Source organism: Streptomyces sp. NBC_00454 (genome assembly GCF_041434015.1).
GTDB lineage: Bacteria > Actinomycetota > Actinomycetes > Streptomycetales > Streptomycetaceae > Streptomyces.
In genome coordinates, this window is record NZ_CP107907.1 from 1,813,377 (window position 1) to 1,829,203 (window position 15,827).

Genomic DNA, 15,827 nt, shown 5'->3' on the forward strand with positions numbered 1-15,827 from the left:
CCGGCCCGCGGGAGAGGAAGACTCCTGCGGGCCGGGCCCGATGTCACATCAGTTCTTTTGTCGGGGAAGCGTCAGATCTCGCCGCGCAGCTTGGCGAGCGCCTCGGCGAGGATCGCCTCGCCGTCGGCGTCCGTGCGCCGTTCCCGTACGTATGCCAGGTGGGTCTTGTACGGTTCGGTGCGCGGCGGCGCCGGAGGGTTGTCCCGGTCCTGGCCGGCCGGGAACCCGCAGCGCGGGCAGTCCCAGGTGTCCGGCACCTGCGCGTCGCTGGCGAAGCTCGGCTGCGTCTCGTGCCCGTTCGAGCACCAGAAGGAGATGCGCAGGCGGGGCGCGGACTCGCCGCGCTCGGCCTCGCCCATCGGCCCCGCTCCGACCCGACTACCACGGATCGCGTTGCCACTTGCCACGGTCGTAACTCCCTGCGTGATGGTGCCGCGAAGCGTGAGTGGATTCCGTCGCGGGCGCCCAAGTCTACGTAAGGCCCAACGCGCGTCCAGTGACTGGAGTTACCCATTCCAGACGTGAACGCCGGACCTCATGATAGGCCGGGGAGAGCCGACCGGACTGCCGGAACGTCCAGAACGGTTCAGCTGCCGGACTTCATGAGCAGGCCGAGCGCGACGATGCACGCGAACCACAGCAGGCCGATCACCACGGTGATGCGGTCCAGGTTGCGCTCCGCGACCGAGGAGCCGCCGACCGACGACTGCATGCCGCCGCCGAACATGTCGGAAAGGCCGCCGCCCTTGCCCTTGTGCATCAGCACGAGCAGCATCAGCAGGGCGCTGAAGACGACCAGGGCGATCGAGAACCCCATAATCACGGCTGATTCCTACCTTCTGGCTTACTGGCATTCCGGCGTTCCCGCATTGCCGATTACGTGCGCGGGGGCCAGGGCTGATGTTTCAGCCTGCTGGCCCCCGCAAGGGTACGACGGATCCGCCCTACCGCATACTCACTGGTCGCGGAACCGGACGATCTTGACGAACTCGTCCGCGTCCAGAGCCGCGCCACCGATCAGGGCGCCGTCGACATCCGGCTGGGCCATGATCGCGGCGATGTTGCCGGACTTGACCGAGCCGCCGTACTGGATGCGGACCTTGTCGGCCAGCTCCTGCGAGTACAGCTCCGCGAGGCGCACGCGGATCGCTCCGCAGACCTCCTGGGCGTCCTCGGGGGTGGCGACCTCGCCGGTGCCGATCGCCCAGACGGGTTCGTACGCGATCACGATGGACTCGACCTGCTCGGCCGGGACGTCCTTGAGGCCGCCGTCGAGCTGGCTCAGCGTGTACGGGACCTGCTGGCCGGCCTTGCGGATGTCCAGACCCTCGCCGACGCACAGGATCGGGGTGATCCCGTGCTTGTAGGCGGCCTTGACCTTGGCGTTGCAGATCTCGTCGCTCTCGGCGTGGTACTGGCGGCGCTCGCTGTGGCCGACGGCGACGAAGGTGCACTTCAGCTTCGAGAGCATCGGGCCGGAGATCTCGCCGGTGTAGGCACCGGAGTCGTGCGCCGAGATGTCCTGGGCGCCGTACTTGATCTTCAGCTTGTCGCCGTCGACCAGGGTCTGGACCGAGCGGAGGTCGACGAAGGGCGGCAGCACCGCGACCTCGACGGCGTCGTAGTCCTTGTCGGCCAGGGCGAAGGCGAGCTTCTGGACGTGGGCGATGGCCTCGAGGTGGTTGAGGTTCATCTTCCAGTTGCCCGCCATCAGCGGGGTACGCGTGGTCATGCGGTTCAGACCTCCAGTGCGGCGAGGCCGGGGAGCGTCTTGCCCTCGAGGTACTCGAGGGAGGCGCCGCCACCGGTCGAAATGTGGCCGAAAGCGTTCTCGTCGAAGCCGAGGATGCGGACCGCGGCGGCGCTGTCGCCACCGCCGACGACCGTGAAGGCGCTGCTGTCGAGGAGCGCCTGCGCGATGGCCTTGGTGCCGTTCGCATAGTCGGGGTGCTCGAAGACGCCCACGGGACCGTTCCAGAACACGGTCTCGGCGTCGGCGATCTTCGATGCGTACAGCTCGCGGGTCTTGGGACCGATGTCCAGACCCTCCTGGTCGGCGGGGATCTTGTCCGCGGCGACCGTGATGAACTCGGCCGGGGCCTTGGTCTTCAGGTCCGGGAAGTCCTTGGAGGCCAGGATGTCGACCGGGAGGACCAGCTCGACGCCGTTGGCCTCGGCGCGCGCCATGTACTCCTTGACGACCTCCACCTGGTCCTTCTGGAGCAGGGAGATGCCGACCTCGTAGCCCTTGGCGTACAGGAAGGTGTACGCCATGCCGCCGCCGATGAGGATCCGGTCGGCCTTGCCGAGCAGCTGGTCGATGACGGCGAGCTTGTCGGAGACCTTGGCGCCGCCGAGGATGACCACGTACGGGCGCTTGACCTCGGCGGTCAGCTTCTTCAGGACGCCGACCTCGGTGGCGATGAGGTAGCCGGCCGCGTGCGGGAGGCGCGCGGGGAGGTCGAAGACCGAAGCGTGCTTGCGGTGGACAGCGCCGAAGCCGTCGCCGACGTAGATGTCGGCCAGCTCGGCCAGCTGGTCCGCGAAGGCGCCGCGCTCGGCGTCGTCCTTCGCGGTCTCACCGGCGTTGAAGCGGAGGTTCTCGATGACGGCGACCTGGCCGTCGGCGAGGGCGGCGACGGTCTCCTTGGCGGAGGTGCCGACGGTGTCGGTGGCGAACGCGACGTCCGTACCGAGCAGCTCACCGAGGCGGACCGCGGCGGGGGCCAGCGAGAAGGCCGGGTCCGGGGCGCCCTTGGGGCGGCCCAGGTGCGAGGCCACGACCACGCGGGCGCCGGCCTCGGCGAGCTTCGCGATGGTCGGCTGCACGGCTCGGATGCGGCCGTCGTCGGTGATCTCACCGTTGGCGAGCGGCACGTTGAGGTCGGCGCGGACGAAGACCCGCTTACCGGAAACGCCCTCGGCGAGAAGTTCGTCGATCGTCTTCATTGCTGTTACTACTCCTTTTCCCCGGCCGGATCCTGTGTCCGTGCGAGGTGAGAGGTACAAGGCAAGCAACAGGGCCCGCACAGCGCTTCGTCGCGCTGCCCGAGCCCCGGTGCTCACATTGTGGTGCCTGCTGCCTTGGTGCTTAGAGCTGGCCGCCGACGAACACGGTCAGGTCGACGAGGCGGTTGGAGTAGCCCCACTCGTTGTCGTACCAGCCGATGACCTTGACGCTCTTGCCCTGGACCATGGTCAGGGAGGAGTCGAAGGTGCAGGAGTACGGCCAGTTCACGATGTCGGAAGAGACGATCGCGTCCTCGGTGTAGTCCAGGATGCCCTTGAGCTGGCCCTGAGAAGCCTTCTGGAAGGCCGAGTTGACCTCGTCCTTGGTGACCTCGCGCTCGAGCTCGATGACGAGGTCGGTGACGGAACCGGTGGGGACCGGGACGCGCATCGCGATGCCGTCGAGCTTGCCCGCCAGCTCCGGGATGACCAGCGCGGTGGCCTTGGCGGCACCCGTGGTGGTCGGGATGATGTTCTCGGCGGCGGCGCGGGCGCGACGCAGGTCCGAGTGCGGGAAGTCCAGGATGCGCTGGTCGTTCGTGTACGCGTGGACCGTCGTCATCATGCCCTTGACGATGCCGAAGTTCTCGAGGAGAACCTTGGCCATCGGCGCCACGCAGTTGGTGGTGCAGGAGGCGTTGGAGATGACGTGGTGGTTGGCCGCGTCGTACTTCTCCTGGTTGACGCCCATCACGATCGTGATGTCCTCGTCCTTGGCCGGAGCCGAGATGAGGACCTTCTTCGCGCCGGCCGCGATGTGCTTGGCGGCGTCGGCCTTCTTGGTGAAGATGCCGGTCGACTCGATGACGATGTCGGCGCCCAGCTCGCCCCACGGCAGGTTCGCGGGGTCGCGCTCGGCGAAGGTCTTGAAGGTGTTGCCGCCGACGGTGATCGTGTCGTCGGTGTGGCTGACCTCGGCCTTGAGGCGGCCCAGGATGGTGTCGTACTTGAGAAGGTGCACCAGGGTGGCATTGTCAGTCAGGTCGTTGACACCGACGATCTCGATGTCCGCTCCCTGCTCCAGGAGCGCACGGAAGTAGTTGCGGCCAATTCGGCCAAAACCGTTGATGCCTACGCGGATCGTCACGAACCGATCTCCTCGTTGGTGCGCCGGCCTGTCCGCCGGCGAGCTGTATGGGATGTCCCCGACCGCTTACGACCCTACCTCTCCGTGAGCTTCCAGGTGACATCGACCATCGTGTGACACGCCCCGGGGCCCCGCACTCCAAGACGAGTACGGGACCCCGGGGACCTTGTGCCCCGTCACTCAAAGTGAGGGCAACGGGGGCATCCGATCAGCGGTTCAGCGAGCGGAGCGCCTTACCGACGAGTACGGCACGATCGGCCGCCGCCGGCACGTGCTCCAGGCCGAAGCCCAGCAGCACCGTGTTACGCGTAGTGACCGCGGCATATGACTTGAACAGCTCGCCGGACCGGGACCAATCGCCCGCAACATCGGGACTTCCGGCAGGCGCGCCTTGAGCGGTCCAGGACCCGAGCGAGGTCTCGAATCCCTCGGTCGTCTGGTCCGTGCCGCCGACCGAGACCCGCGCCTCGTCGGCGAAGACCCCGCGGCCGCCCGAGCCCGGGTCGGTGATGTAGGAGAGCGAGACCTCGAGGGTCTTGCCCGCGTAGGCGCTCAGGTCGAAGGAGACCTGCTTCCACCCGTTGGAGGCTCCCGTGAAGCTGTTCCACTGGCCGCTGGTGCCCTGCGGGGCGCAGCCGGCGGAGTCCAGGGTGAGGTAGCGGCGCAGGAACGGGTGGTCGTTGACGAAGAACCCGGCCTCGCACTCCGCGGGAACCACGGTGCTGCTCAGGCCGCTCGCCTCGGGCAGCGTGGTCCAGTCGTCGCCGCCGACGGTGTGGGACTCCAGGACCGCGTGGTCGTAGCCCTCCTCGGTGTTCCAGTTGAGCGCCATCTTGAGCTTCGGCTGCTGGGCCGCGGTGACCCCGGTGAGGTCGATGGTGCGGGTGAGCCGCTTCCAGTCGTCGTCGGTGTGGGTGGCCGAGGCCATCCCGGTGCCGGCGTACGGGGCGTACGGGTTGACGACCCCGTCGTACTGGCCCGCCTGCGCGCTCTTGAACTGCGGGAACTGGGCCGCCGGCAGGCTGTCGGAGGTGACCGTGTAGGAGCCGGGGCGGTCGAGCGGGTTGCCCGCGGCGTTGCCGAGGCCGCCCTTGGCCCCCGAGAGGGAGCCCGCGCCGGTGAAGCCGCTCGGGCCGCTGACGGTCGCGCGCCCGTAGGCACCGAGGTAGTACTGGCTGAAGTCGTCGGTCACGGCGCGGCCGACCTGGGCGTTGCCGCCGGCCAGCTCACCGGCCTCGATCAGCTTGCCGCCCTCGTTGAGGAAGTCGCGTACCGCCAGCTGGGTGGGACCGCCCGGGGACTTGGCCCCCGTGTAGTGGACGGCCGTGCGGAAGTGGGACAGCACGCCGAGGTGGTGCGGGGCCCCCTGGACGGCCACGTCCCAGACCGCCGCGCTCTTGCCGTTGGCGCGCAGGGCGTCCACGTACTCCTGGGCGTGCTGCGCCGGGGCGCCCTCCTCCGCGACCACGAGGACGTCGGCGCGCGGCCGCTCGGCCACCGTGTACGTGAAGTGCTCGCTGGAGACCTGCTTGCCGCCGCGGTCGCGGCCGGTGAACCAGACCTCGACCTTGTCGCCGGGCTTGGCGCCGTCGACCTTGGCCCGGTACTCGTCGAAGTAGTTGTTGTCGTCGCCGCCGTAGACGTCACCGCCCTGCCAGGCCCTGAGGTCCTCGTCGTGGGTGCGTCCCCCGTTGATCCTGCCCCCCTCACTGATCCGGAAATGGAGCTCCTTGTCCTTCAGCGCCTTGCGGGCCGTGACGGCGACCGTCTGGTCCTCGCCGCGGGCCACGTAGGAGGTGGTGAAGGGGTCCAGGGTGAAGTCCGCGGCGCTCAGGCCCACGGAGGACTTCGGCTGGTCCGGGTGCTGGACGCTCTCGGCCACGGAGAGGGCGAAGGGGACGTTCTTGGCGAACTCCGCCTGGATGAGCTTCTCGTCGTCCGGGAAGTTGAAGACGGAGGCGCAGTCCTCGGGCTTCCAGCGGTCGTTGGGGTCGACGGCGGAGGCCGTCTGGCAGGTGCTCATCTCCGGCGTGAACATCATGACGCCGTTGGCGTTGGCGGCCTGGCTGTCGGCCTCGCCGTTGGTGGTGTAGAGCTCCGAGGACACCTGGGGGTAGTAGCCGGGTACGGCCGAGTTCTCCGGGGTTCCGGCGAGCGCCTTGTAGGCGATGTCGTCGGGGGTGGGGGTGGCCACCTGCCAGCCCACGCCGTAGAGCAGCAGCTCGGCGGCCGAGTGGTAGTTGATGGCGTACTTGAAGCCGATGCGCTTCTCGAAGGTGTCGAGGGCGACGGTCTCGGGCTCGGAGGAGGCCTTGGGGCCGCGGTAGGTCTCGCTCGACGGGTTGGGCGAGGAGCCCTCGTTGTCGTAGCCCCACCGGTAGGCGAAGTTGCGGTTGGGGTCGACGCCGTCGCCGGCGGTGATCTTGCCGTCGCCGTTGTTGTCCCGCAGGTTCTTGCGCCACAGCCGCGCACTGTCGGACGTGAAGGTGTAGTCGTACCCGTCCGGGTTGGCGGAGAGCAGGAACCACATCTCCGTGGAGTCCACCAGCTTGGTGACCCGCGGGTCCTTGCCGTAGCTGTCGATGGTCTGGTGCATCAGCCGCCGGGTCATCTCGGGGGTGATCCACTCGCGGGCGTGCTGGTTGGACATGTACAGCACGGCCGGCTTGTCGCCGTCCTTGGACTTCTTGGCGTTTTTGGTGACCTTCAGGGCGAGGATGTCCTTGCCCTGGACGGTCTTGCCGATGGAGACGACCTTGGTGAGGCCGGGGTTCTCCTGCGCGGTGCGCAGGATCTCCTCCTGGAGCCCGCCCTTGCCGCTGTAGGGGCGGAACACCCCGTCGCCGGCGGCGATCAGGGAGCGCGCGGCCTTGGAGGCGACCTTGCGTTCGGCGAGCTTGACCCCCTGGGCGGCCAGCCCCTTGGCCTGGCCGCCGGTGAGGTAGAGCTCGACCTTGGCGGTCCCGGACTCCGGGAGGCGTCCGGAGAACTCCTGTGCGTCCTGGCCGGCGGCCTGGACGAGCGGGACCTGTTCCTTCGTGATGTCGGCGTCGTAGACCCGTACCTCGTCCGCCGTCGCCTGGGCGTCCGCCCGGGCCTGGGCGCTGGCCGCCGCGGGTAGTGCGGCCAGTGTGGTTCCGAAGACGAGTGCGCTTGCGGCGAGGATCGATCTCGCGCGGTGCCTCATGTGCCCCCCTGGGCGTCGTCTGCCACGAAAGCTTCGGACGACAGGCTCACGATCAGCCCATGCTCATGTCAATGGGGCATACCGAAAGAGGTCCGCACGAGTGATCGCGCGGACCTCTTACGGAGTCATGCAGTCCGGTACGGGGCCTCAGCCGGCCATGTTGTCGGCCAGCTCCTCGCTGTCGCTGAGGTCGAGGTTGGACTCGGTGCCCGGGATCCCCAGGTCCTGGGCCCGCTTGTCGGCCATGGCCAGCAGGCGGCGGATCCGGCCCGCGACCGCGTCCTTGGTCAGCGGCGGGTCGGCCAGGGCGCCCAGCTCCTCCAGGGAGGCCTGCTTGTGCTCCATGCGCAGCCGGCCGGCCGCGGCGAGGTGCTCGGGGACCTCCTCGGCGAGGATCTCCAGGGCGCGCTGCACCCGGGCTCCGGCGGCCACCGCGGCCCGCGCCGAACGGCGCAGGTTGGCGTCGTCGAAGTTGGCGAGGCGGTTGGCGGTGGCGCGCACCTCGCGCCGCATCCGCCGCTCCTCCCAGGCCAGCACCGAATCGTGGGCGCCGAGCCGGGTCAGCAGGGCGCCGATGGCGTCCCCGTCCCGTACGACGACCCGGTCCACCCCGCGGACCTCGCGGGCCTTGGCGGCGATGGAGAGCCGACGGGCCGCGCCGACCAGGGCCAGGGCGGCCTCCGGGCCGGGGCAGGTGACCTCCAGGGAGGAGGAGCGTCCCGGCTCGGTGAGCGAGCCGTGGGCGAGGAAGGCCCCGCGCCAGGCCGCCTCGGCGTCACAGGTGGCCCCGGAGACCACCTGCGGGGGAAGACCCCGGATCGGGCGTCCGCGGCCGTCCACGAGCCCGGTCTGGCGTGCCAGCTGGTCACCGCCGGCGACCACGCGGACCACGTACCGGTTTCCGCGGCGCAGACCGCCCGGAGCCATGATCACCAGGTCCGAGGAGTGCCCGAAGATCTCCAGAATGTCCTTGCGCAGGCGGCGGGCCGCGATCCCCGCGTCCAGTTCCGCCTCGATGACGATCCGGCCGCTCACCAGGTGCAACCCGCCCGCGAACCGAAGGATCGCCGAGACCTCCGCCTTCCTGCAGCAGGTGCGGGTGACGGGCAGGCGGGCGATCTCATCCTTCACCGCGGGCGTCATCGCCATGGGCCGATCCTTCCATGCATCCGAAAAATACGGTCGTACGCGGCGGCCAGCAGCTCCGGATCATGCTTCGGAGAGCCGTCCAGCCGGGCAACCGGCGCCAGCTCGACCGCGGCACCGAACCGTTTTGCGGCATCGGCGAGGGACTCGCGATCGGGCACGGCAGCCTGATCGGCCAGCACCACGTCCAGGGCGAGTTTAGGGGCGTGTCGGGCCAAAACCTCCAAATGACGCTGCGGAGAGAAGCCCTCTGTTTCGCCGGGTTGCGGTGCGAGGTTCAGCGAGAGGACCCGCCGGGCCTTCGTCTCGACCAGCGCGTCGAGCAGTTCGGGCACCAGCAGGTGCGGGATCACGGAGGAGAACCAGGACCCCGGACCGAGCACGACCCAGTCGGCGTCGAGCACCGCGGCGACCGCTTCCGGCACGGCCGGCGGGTCGGCCGGCACGACCTGCACGGAGAGCACCTCGCCGGGGGTCAGGGCCACGGTGGCCTGCCCCCGTACGGTGTCCACGTCCTCGGGGCGCGCCGGATCGTGGCCCTTGACCAGGGCTTGGAGCTCCAGCGGGACCGCCGACATCGGCAGCACCCGGCCCTGGGCGCCGAGCAGCTTGCCGACGAGGTCCAGGGCCTGGACGGGATCGCCGAGCTGTTCCCACAGGGCGACGATCAGCAGGTTGCCGACGGCGTGCTCGTGCAGGTCGCCCTTGGACTGGAAGCGGTGCTGGATGACCCGCGACCAGGTCTGGCCCCAGTCGTCGTCCCCGCACAGCGCGGCCAGCGCCTTGCGCAGGTCGCCGGGCGGCAGGACGCCGAGCTCCTCGCGCAGGCGGCCGCTGGAGCCTCCGTCGTCGGCGACGGTGACCACGGCGGTCAGCTCGCCCGTGATCCGGCGCAGGGCGGTCAGCGAGGCCGAAAGGCCCATGCCGCCGCCCAGCGCCACGACCTTGGGCGCGGCCACCTCGGGGGCCTCGCCCCGGCGCAGGCCCGTACGGCCCGCGCCGTCCGCGCCCTTGCCGGTGGTGAGCCGGCGCAGGCGGCGGAGCCGCATGGTACGTCCGGTCACTCGCGCCCCATGTCCCTGTGGACGACGACGGTCTCGACTCCTTCGGAGGCGAGGCGGGCGGCGAGCTTCTCCGACATGGCGACGCTGCGGTGCTTGCCGCCGGTACAGCCGACGGCGATGGTCACGTACCGCTTGCCCTCGCGGCGGTAGCCGGTGGCGATGAGCTGGAGCAGCTCGGTGTAGCGGTCGAGGAACTCCTTGGCGCCGGGCTGGCTGAAGACGTACGCCGACACCTCCTCGTTGAGCCCGGTGAAGGGGCGCAGCTCCGGAACCCAGTGCGGGTTCGGGATGAAGCGGCAGTCGACGACCAGGTCGGCGTCGACGGGCAGGCCGTACTTGAAGCCGAAGGACATGACGGTGGCCCGCAGCTCGGGCTCCTCGTCGCCCGCGAACCGGGCGTCCATCTTGGCGCGCAGTTCGTGCACGTTCAGGCTGGAGGTGTCGATGACCAGGTCGGCGTCGCCGCGCAGCTCACGCAGCAGGTCGCGCTCGGCGGCGATGCCGTCGACGATGCGGCCGTCGCCCTGGAGCGGGTGCGGGCGGCGGACCGACTCGAAGCGGCGGACGAGGGCGTCGTCCGAGGACTCCAGGAACACGATCCGCCGGGTGACCCCGCGGGCCTCCAGGTCGGCGAGGGACTCGCGCAGGGCGTCGAAGAACTGCCGGCCGCGGACGTCGACGACGACGGCGATGCGTGCCACGTTGCCCTGCGAGCGGGCGCCGAGTTCCACCATGGTGGGGATCAGCGCCGGCGGGAGGTTGTCGACCACGAACCAGCCGAGGTCCTCCAGGCACTTGGCCGCCGTACTGCGGCCGGCCCCGGACATTCCGGAGATGATCACCAGCTCGGGGATGGCCGCCTCGGCGGTATCTCCGGGCTCCACTGTCATGCCCGTACTCACCTGTGCTCCGTCTCGGTCTCGGTCGGTCTCGTGCTGGGTTTCATTGTGGGTTTCGTGCTCGGTCATTGCTCGGTCCCCCGTTCGGATGTGGCTCCCGCGGTCGCGGAAGTCTCATCCTCGATGATCTCGCCGGTCGCCGTGTTAACCGCGGGACCAGCGGGAACCGCCTGGGCGAGGGCCGCGGCCACGGTCTCGGCCGTCTTGCGGCCTATGCCCGGGACCTCGCAGATCTGGTCGATTGTCGCCTGCCGGAGCTTTTTCACCGAACCGAAATGCTTCACCAGGGCCAGTTTGCGGCTCTCGCCCAGTCCGGGGACCTCGTCCAGGGGGCCCGACTTCAGCCGCTTGGCGCGCTTGTTGCGCTGGTACTGGATGGCGAACCGGTGGGCTTCGTCACGGACCCGCTGGAGCAGGTAGAGGCCCTCGCTGGTGCGGGGCAGCACCACCGGGTCGTCCTCGCCTGGCAGCCAGACCTCCTCCAGCCGCTTGGCCAGGCCGCACACGGCGACGTCGTCGATCCCGAGCTCCTCCAGGGCCCGCTGGGCGGCGGCCACCTGCGGCTGCCCGCCGTCGACCACGACGAGCTGGGGCGGGTACGCGAAGCGCTTGGGCCGGCCGTCGTCCGCGGCCGCGTCCACCTCGAACCCGTCGGCTTCATCGGGTTCCGGGCCGTCCCCGGGGGACCACTCCCCCGTCTTCAGCTTCTCCTGGAGGTAGCGGCGGAAGCGCCGGGAGACCACCTCGTGCATGGAGCGGACGTCGTCCTGCCCCTCGAACGATTTGATCTGGAACCTGCGGTACTCGCTCTTGCGCGCCAGCCCGTCCTCGAAGACGACCATCGAGGCCACCACGTCGTCGCCCTGCAGGTGCGAGATGTCGAAGCACTCGATGCGCAGCGGCGCCCCGTCCAGCTCCAGCGCCTCGGCGAGCTCCTCCAGGGCCCGCGAGCGGGTGGTGAAGTCGGCGGCGCGCTTGGTCTTGTGCAGGGCCAGGGACTGCTGGGCGTTGCGGTGGACGGTCTCCATCAGCGCCTTCTTGTCCCCGCGCTGCGGGATGCGCAGGCTGACCTGGGCGCCGCGCCGCTCGGCCAGCCACTCGGAGAGCGCCGGGGTGTCCTCGGGGAGCGCCGGAACCAGCACCTCCTTGGGGACGGACTCGCCCTTCTCCTCGCCGTACAGCTGCTGGAGGGCGTGCTCGACGAGCCCGGCCGTGTCCACGGCCTCCACCTTGTCGGTGACCCAGCCGCGCTGGCCGCGGACCCGGCCGCCGCGCACGTGGAAGATCTGCACGGCTGCTTCGAGCTCGTCCTCGGCGACCGCGAACAGGTCGGCGTCGGTGGCGTCGGCGAGCACGACCGCGTTCTTCTCCATGGCCCGGCGCAGGGCCCCTATGTCGTCGCGCAGCCGCGCGGCCTTCTCGTACTCCATCTCCTCGGCGGCCTCGTGCATCTGCCCTTCGAGGCGGGAGAGGTGGCTGCCGGTGCGGCCGGCCATGAACTCGCAGAAGTCCTCGGCCAGTTCCCGGTGCTCCTCGGGGGTGACCCGGCCGACGCAGGGCGCGGAGCACTTGCCGATGTAGCCCAGCAGGCAGGGGCGGCCGATCTGCGCGGAGCGTTTGAACACCCCGGCGGAGCAGGTGCGGACGGGGAAGACCCGGAGCATCAGGTCGACGGTCTCGCGGATGGCCCAGGCGTGCCCGTAGGGGCCGAAGTAGCGCACGCCCTTCTTCTTGGGCCCGCGCATGACCTGGACCCGGGGGTACTCCTCGTTCATGGTCACGGCGAGGGAGGGGTAGCTCTTGTCGTCCCGGTACTTGACGTTGAACCGGGGGTCGAACTCCTTGATCCAGGAGTACTCGAGCTGGAGCGCCTCGACCTCGGTGGAGACCACCGTCCACTCGACGGAGGCGGCCGTCGTCACCATGGTGGCGGTACGGGGGTGCAGTCCGGCGAGGTCCTGGAAGTAGCTGGCCAGCCGCTGGCGCAGGCTCTTGGCCTTCCCGACGTAGATCACCCGGCGGTGCTCGTCGCGGAATTTGTAGACCCCCGGGGAGTCGGGGATCTGTCCCGGCTTGGGGCGGTAGCTGGAAGGGTCGGCCATGCCAACCACCCTACTGTCGCCCGCCGACAACCGAGCCGTTCCCCTGCTGCGGCGCGGACCCGGCCACGGTGGCGCACCGGCCACGGCCTCGCGCGGGCGCCGGGGCCGGACGCGCCGCGGGGCCCGACCGCCTGGCAGGCGGCCGGGCCCCCGGGTGGCTACGCCCGCACCACCCGCTGCCGCCGGGAGCGGCGCGCGGCCACCGCACCGGCCGCGCCCAGCGCCAGAGCCGCGGCTCCGGCGGCCGTCGGGACCGCGAGGGATCCGGATCCGGACCGGGCACCGGCCGTGGCTTCCGTGGGGGCGAAGCCACCGGCCTTCCCCGACCTGGCGTAGGCGGAGCCGGGGAGCTTGTCCCCGTACGCCTTCACGACCCGGGTCCGGTACGCGGCGAGGCTGGTGCCCTGCGCGCCGACGGCCCGCTCCGCGTCCTCGTCCAGCGGCAGCACCCGCTGGCCCTGGGCCACGTACCACGCGTCGATCTGCGGTTCGCGGAAGACGGTGCCGCCCGGAAGTTTCGCCGCGCCGAGCTGCGCGTAGCGGAACTCGTCGTCACCGGTGGCGATGTTCACCACCTGCCAGCCCGCCTCCGTCTTCGCGGTCCACAGCGCGGCCTGCTGGCCGTCCGAGGAGACCGCCTTGCTGGCGAGGAACTCCAGCCGGGACACGCTCGCGCCCGTCTTCCCCGCGACGAACTCCGGCGACAGGTAGTTCACCGCGATCGCCTCCCCCTCGATACGGGGCTGCGCGGCGGTCAGGGTGACCTTGCCCTCCCGGGAGAAGAACCGGGACAAGGTGGCGAGGGTGTCCGGGGCCGCGGCCGCCTGCGCGGCGGCGGCTCGGTTCTCGGCGGTGGCGCTCTGGGGCTGCGGCACCGGCGCCGCGGTTGCCTGGGTGGGGGCCAGGGCGAGGGCGGCGGTCGCGAGGACGAGCGCCGCGGCGAGGCGAGGGTTCATGGGGTCACGCCCCGATCCGGTAGAGGGAGTGGGTCCAGGAGAAGGTGCTGTTGTCCACGTACCAGGCGTGGGAGGCCCAGTTGTAGCGGTCGCTGGAGGGCCAGGGGTCGCCCCAGTACACCCAGCTGTTCGCGGTGTCGTAGCCGTAGATGACGTGCATGTGGCCGCCGCCGTTGGACCACTCGATGCGGGTCTCGACCGGGCGGTTCGCGTTGATCTCGGTCTGCACGGTGGAGTACTGGAGCCAGCCGGTCACGTAGGAGCCGGAGTTGATGCCGGCCCAGCGCAGGGCGGTCTGCACATTGGCCAGGCTGGCCTGGTTGTTGGGGCAGTCGTAGCCCTGCTGGCGGTTGAAGGCGGCGTTGCAGAACTGGTTCTGGCTGTAGTTGCGGCCGAACCAGGTGGCGATGGTGTTGCCGCTGGCGGCCCAGCACCAGTTGGTCTTCTGCTGCGCCTGCATCGTGATGCCCAGCCGCTTGGACGCCAGGGCGGCGCTGTCGGCGGACGGGGTGGTGGCGGTGGTGGTGGCGGTCGTGGTGCCCGTACCGGCGACGGCATCGGCGGCGGTGGCGGTACCGGTGGGCAGGGCGAAGAGCAGGGCGGTGACGAAGGCGGCGAGGGAAAGCCGCCGGTTTCGGTTGCGCATCGCGTTCCTCCCGAGGTGGGGAGTGGGGGTGGAGGAGCGCGTCCGGACGCTGTGGAGGAGCATCAGGGTGTTGTCGGGAACAGGTCAACACGCTTCAATACGGCGTGACATCGCAGTGTGAACGGTGGGGCCAGAGTGTGAACGCCCGCCATCGGTCCACCCAGGTCGCTCGGACGTCACCGCGGGACCGCCCGCACCCCGCTTTCGTGAACGTTCACAGGAGGCCCCCCATGCGGTCGAGCGCGGACAGCAGACTCTCGGACAGCGCCCTGGACCTACCGCAACTGCTGCGCACCGGTCCCTTCCACCTCGCACTGCGCGCCGCCCTCACCGCCCGCGGACTCCCCCTGCACCGGGTCCAGCACCGGCTCGCCGCCCGCGGCATCAAGCTGGGGGTGACCAGCCTCAGTTACTGGCAGCAGGGCGCCCGGCGGCCGCGCCGCGCCGAGTCCCTGAAGGCCGTACGGGCCCTGGAGCAGATCCTGGAACTGCCCGGGGGCACCCTGCTGCGGCTGCTCGCCGCGCCGGATCCCGCCGCGCCCGGGACGGCCCGGCCGCCCGCACGTTCGTACCGGGCACTGTTCAGCGTGGGCTCGGCCGTGGAGGAACTGCTGGCCGGCATGGAACTGCCCGCCGACGGCGGCCTGCACACCGTCGGCCACCACGAGCGGGTCCGGATCGGGCCCGCCGGTGAACTGCTGGGCCGCGAATCGCAGCACGTCGTACGGGCCCACCGCGACGGGGTCGACCGGTACATCGCCGTCCACCACGGGGACCCGGGCTGCGATCCGGCGCGGATCCGGGTGCGCGCCGACGAGAACTGCCGGACCGGGCGGATCCGCCACCACGCCGAGGCCGAAGTGGTCGTCGCCGAGCTGCTCTTCGACGCCCGGCTGCGCTCCGGGGACACCTACGTCTTCGGCTACGGCTTCGAGGACGGCACCGGCGGACGCAGCAGCGAGTACGTGCGCGGCTTCAGCTACACGGGCGGGCAGTACGTGCTCCAGGTCCGCTTCGACGAGGCCGCGCTGCCGGTGCGCTGCCGCCGGTTCAGCCGCAGCGGGGCGGACGCGCCGCGCGGGCACCTGTGCGACCTGGCCCCGAGCGGACCGCACCGGGCCGTACACCTGGTGGAACAGGGGGTGCGGCGCGGGGTCCTGGGGATCGCCTGGGACTGGGAGTAGGCCGACCGGTCACCCGGCACCCAGCCGTTCGCCCGGCCTCAGCCCGCGACGAGCTTGCCGTTCTCCGCCTTCACCGGGACCTCCGGCAGCGGGTCGGTGGCCGGGCCCTGCAGGACCTTGCCGGTGGTCACGTCGAAACGGCTGCCGTGGCACGGGCAGGTGCCCTCGCCCTTGACGATCTTGTCCAGGACGCAGCCCGCGTGCGTGCACTGCGCGCTGAAGGCCTTGTACTGGCCCGCCTCCTGGCAGCTGACGATCAGCTTCTTCTCCCGGAACAGCTTCGCGCCGCCCACCGGGACCTCGGTCGCGGCCCCCAGTTCCACCGGCTCGGCCGGCACGGCGGGGCTGCCGTGGCCGCTGCTGGTCTCGGTGGAGCAGGCCGCGAGCGTCGCTCCGGCGCCTACGGCCCCGGCGAGCGCGGCCGCGCCCTTGAGGACGGTACGACGGGCTGCGGACTGCGACGCGGGCATGCGGTTCTCCTGAGGTGTGCGATCGGCCGGGCGTCCCTTTCGGCCCGGGGCCCACCCGACGATACCGCCGCCCGATG

The 15,827-nt window shown here is 70.6% G+C and carries 14 protein-coding genes; 1 reads left to right on the top strand and 13 read right to left on the bottom strand.

Translation table 11 applies throughout. The annotated features are described in order from the left end of the window. Positions 1–71 precede the first annotated feature (71 nt). The 12 genes from OHU74_RS08435 to OHU74_RS08490 all read right to left on the bottom strand — a co-directional run bounded on the left by OHU74_RS08435 (position 72) and on the right by OHU74_RS08490 (position 14,096). Complete coding sequence (locus OHU74_RS08435; RefSeq protein WP_007263454.1) at positions 72–407, bottom strand: RNA polymerase-binding protein RbpA; 336 nt, start codon at positions 405–407, stop codon at positions 72–74. A 179-nt stretch (positions 408–586) separates the two neighbouring features. Next, entirely contained in the window at positions 587–817 is a 231-nt protein-coding gene (gene secG, locus OHU74_RS08440) for a preprotein translocase subunit SecG (RefSeq protein ID WP_330300854.1), read from the bottom strand. A gap of 138 nt (positions 818–955) precedes the next feature. Beyond that, entirely contained in the window at positions 956–1,732 is a 777-nt protein-coding gene (gene tpiA / locus OHU74_RS08445) for a triose-phosphate isomerase (protein ID WP_371615303.1), read from the bottom strand. 5 nt (positions 1,733–1,737) lie between these two features. Then, a complete protein-coding gene (pgk, locus tag OHU74_RS08450) occupies positions 1,738–2,949 on the bottom strand; it encodes a phosphoglycerate kinase (protein WP_371615304.1) in 1,212 nt (403 codons plus the stop codon). A 142-nt stretch (positions 2,950–3,091) separates the two neighbouring features. Beyond that, on the bottom strand, positions 3,092–4,096 hold the full coding sequence (gap, locus tag OHU74_RS08455; RefSeq protein ID WP_243338363.1) for a type I glyceraldehyde-3-phosphate dehydrogenase: 1,005 nt from the start codon (positions 4,094–4,096) through the stop codon (positions 3,092–3,094). Between the two features lie 208 nt (positions 4,097–4,304). Beyond that, complete coding sequence (locus OHU74_RS08460; RefSeq protein WP_371615305.1) at positions 4,305–7,283, bottom strand: M14 family zinc carboxypeptidase; 2,979 nt, start codon at positions 7,281–7,283, stop codon at positions 4,305–4,307. 147 nt (positions 7,284–7,430) lie between these two features. Further along, positions 7,431–8,432, bottom strand: coding sequence for a DNA-binding protein WhiA (whiA, locus tag OHU74_RS08465; RefSeq protein WP_112449750.1), 1,002 nt, complete (start codon positions 8,430–8,432; stop codon positions 7,431–7,433). Further along, positions 8,423–9,493 carry a uridine diphosphate-N-acetylglucosamine-binding protein YvcK gene (gene yvcK / locus OHU74_RS08470; RefSeq protein WP_371615306.1) on the bottom strand — a complete coding sequence of 357 codons (1,071 nt, stop codon included), beginning with the start codon at positions 9,491–9,493 and terminating at the stop codon, positions 8,423–8,425. Before yvcK ends, whiA begins: the two co-directional genes overlap by 10 nt. Then, positions 9,490–10,461: an RNase adapter RapZ gene (gene rapZ, locus OHU74_RS08475; RefSeq protein WP_371615307.1), complete on the bottom strand. Its 972-nt coding sequence runs from the start codon at positions 10,459–10,461 to the stop codon at positions 9,490–9,492. Before rapZ ends, yvcK begins: the two co-directional genes overlap by 4 nt. Continuing rightward, on the bottom strand, positions 10,458–12,494 hold the full coding sequence (gene uvrC / locus OHU74_RS08480; protein ID WP_371615308.1) for an excinuclease ABC subunit UvrC: 2,037 nt from the start codon (positions 12,492–12,494) through the stop codon (positions 10,458–10,460). The genes rapZ and uvrC overlap by 4 nt, the downstream gene beginning before the upstream one ends. A gap of 158 nt (positions 12,495–12,652) precedes the next feature. Next, positions 12,653–13,450 carry a hypothetical protein gene (locus OHU74_RS08485; RefSeq protein ID WP_371615309.1) on the bottom strand — a complete coding sequence of 266 codons (798 nt, stop codon included), beginning with the start codon at positions 13,448–13,450 and terminating at the stop codon, positions 12,653–12,655. A 4-nt stretch (positions 13,451–13,454) separates the two neighbouring features. Continuing rightward, a complete protein-coding gene (locus OHU74_RS08490; protein WP_371615310.1) occupies positions 13,455–14,096 on the bottom strand; it encodes a papain-like cysteine protease family protein in 642 nt (213 codons plus the stop codon). 230 nt (positions 14,097–14,326) lie between these two features. On the opposite strand from OHU74_RS08490, the gene OHU74_RS08495 reads away from it, so the two are divergent. Beyond that, positions 14,327–15,280: a hypothetical protein gene (locus OHU74_RS08495; protein ID WP_371615311.1), complete on the top strand. Its 954-nt coding sequence runs from the start codon at positions 14,327–14,329 to the stop codon at positions 15,278–15,280. A 38-nt stretch (positions 15,281–15,318) separates the two neighbouring features. Here OHU74_RS08495 and OHU74_RS08500 read toward each other — a convergent pair whose 3' ends face one another. After that, the gene (locus OHU74_RS08500; protein ID WP_371615312.1) at positions 15,319–15,750 is read right to left on the bottom strand and encodes a Rieske (2Fe-2S) protein; all 432 of its coding nucleotides are present in this window, start codon (positions 15,748–15,750) and stop codon (positions 15,319–15,321) included. Positions 15,751–15,827: the final 77 nt, after the last annotated feature.

What these genes read in the sequence shown, in the direction of transcription:
- OHU74_RS08495 (WP_371615311.1), top strand. Translation starts at nt 14,327, where the DNA reads ATGCGGTCGAGCGCGGACAGCAGACTCTCGGACAGCGCCCTGGACCTA.
- pgk (WP_371615304.1), bottom strand. Translation starts at nt 2,949, where the DNA reads ATGAAGACGATCGACGAACTTCTCGCCGAGGGCGTTTCCGGTAAGCGG.
- secG (WP_330300854.1), bottom strand. Translation starts at nt 817, where the DNA reads ATGGGGTTCTCGATCGCCCTGGTCGTCTTCAGCGCCCTGCTGATGCTG.
- OHU74_RS08485 (WP_371615309.1), bottom strand. Translation starts at nt 13,450, where the DNA reads ATGAACCCTCGCCTCGCCGCGGCGCTCGTCCTCGCGACCGCCGCCCTC.
- rapZ (WP_371615307.1), bottom strand. Translation starts at nt 10,461, where the DNA reads ATGACCGAGCACGAAACCCACAATGAAACCCAGCACGAGACCGACCGA.
- OHU74_RS08490 (WP_371615310.1), bottom strand. Translation starts at nt 14,096, where the DNA reads ATGCGCAACCGAAACCGGCGGCTTTCCCTCGCCGCCTTCGTCACCGCC.
- uvrC (WP_371615308.1), bottom strand. Translation starts at nt 12,494, where the DNA reads ATGGCCGACCCTTCCAGCTACCGCCCCAAGCCGGGACAGATCCCCGAC.
- OHU74_RS08500 (WP_371615312.1), bottom strand. Translation starts at nt 15,750, where the DNA reads ATGCCCGCGTCGCAGTCCGCAGCCCGTCGTACCGTCCTCAAGGGCGCG.
- OHU74_RS08460 (WP_371615305.1), bottom strand. Translation starts at nt 7,283, where the DNA reads ATGAGGCACCGCGCGAGATCGATCCTCGCCGCAAGCGCACTCGTCTTC.
- tpiA (WP_371615303.1), bottom strand. Translation starts at nt 1,732, where the DNA reads ATGACCACGCGTACCCCGCTGATGGCGGGCAACTGGAAGATGAACCTC.
- whiA (WP_112449750.1), bottom strand. Translation starts at nt 8,432, where the DNA reads ATGGCGATGACGCCCGCGGTGAAGGATGAGATCGCCCGCCTGCCCGTC.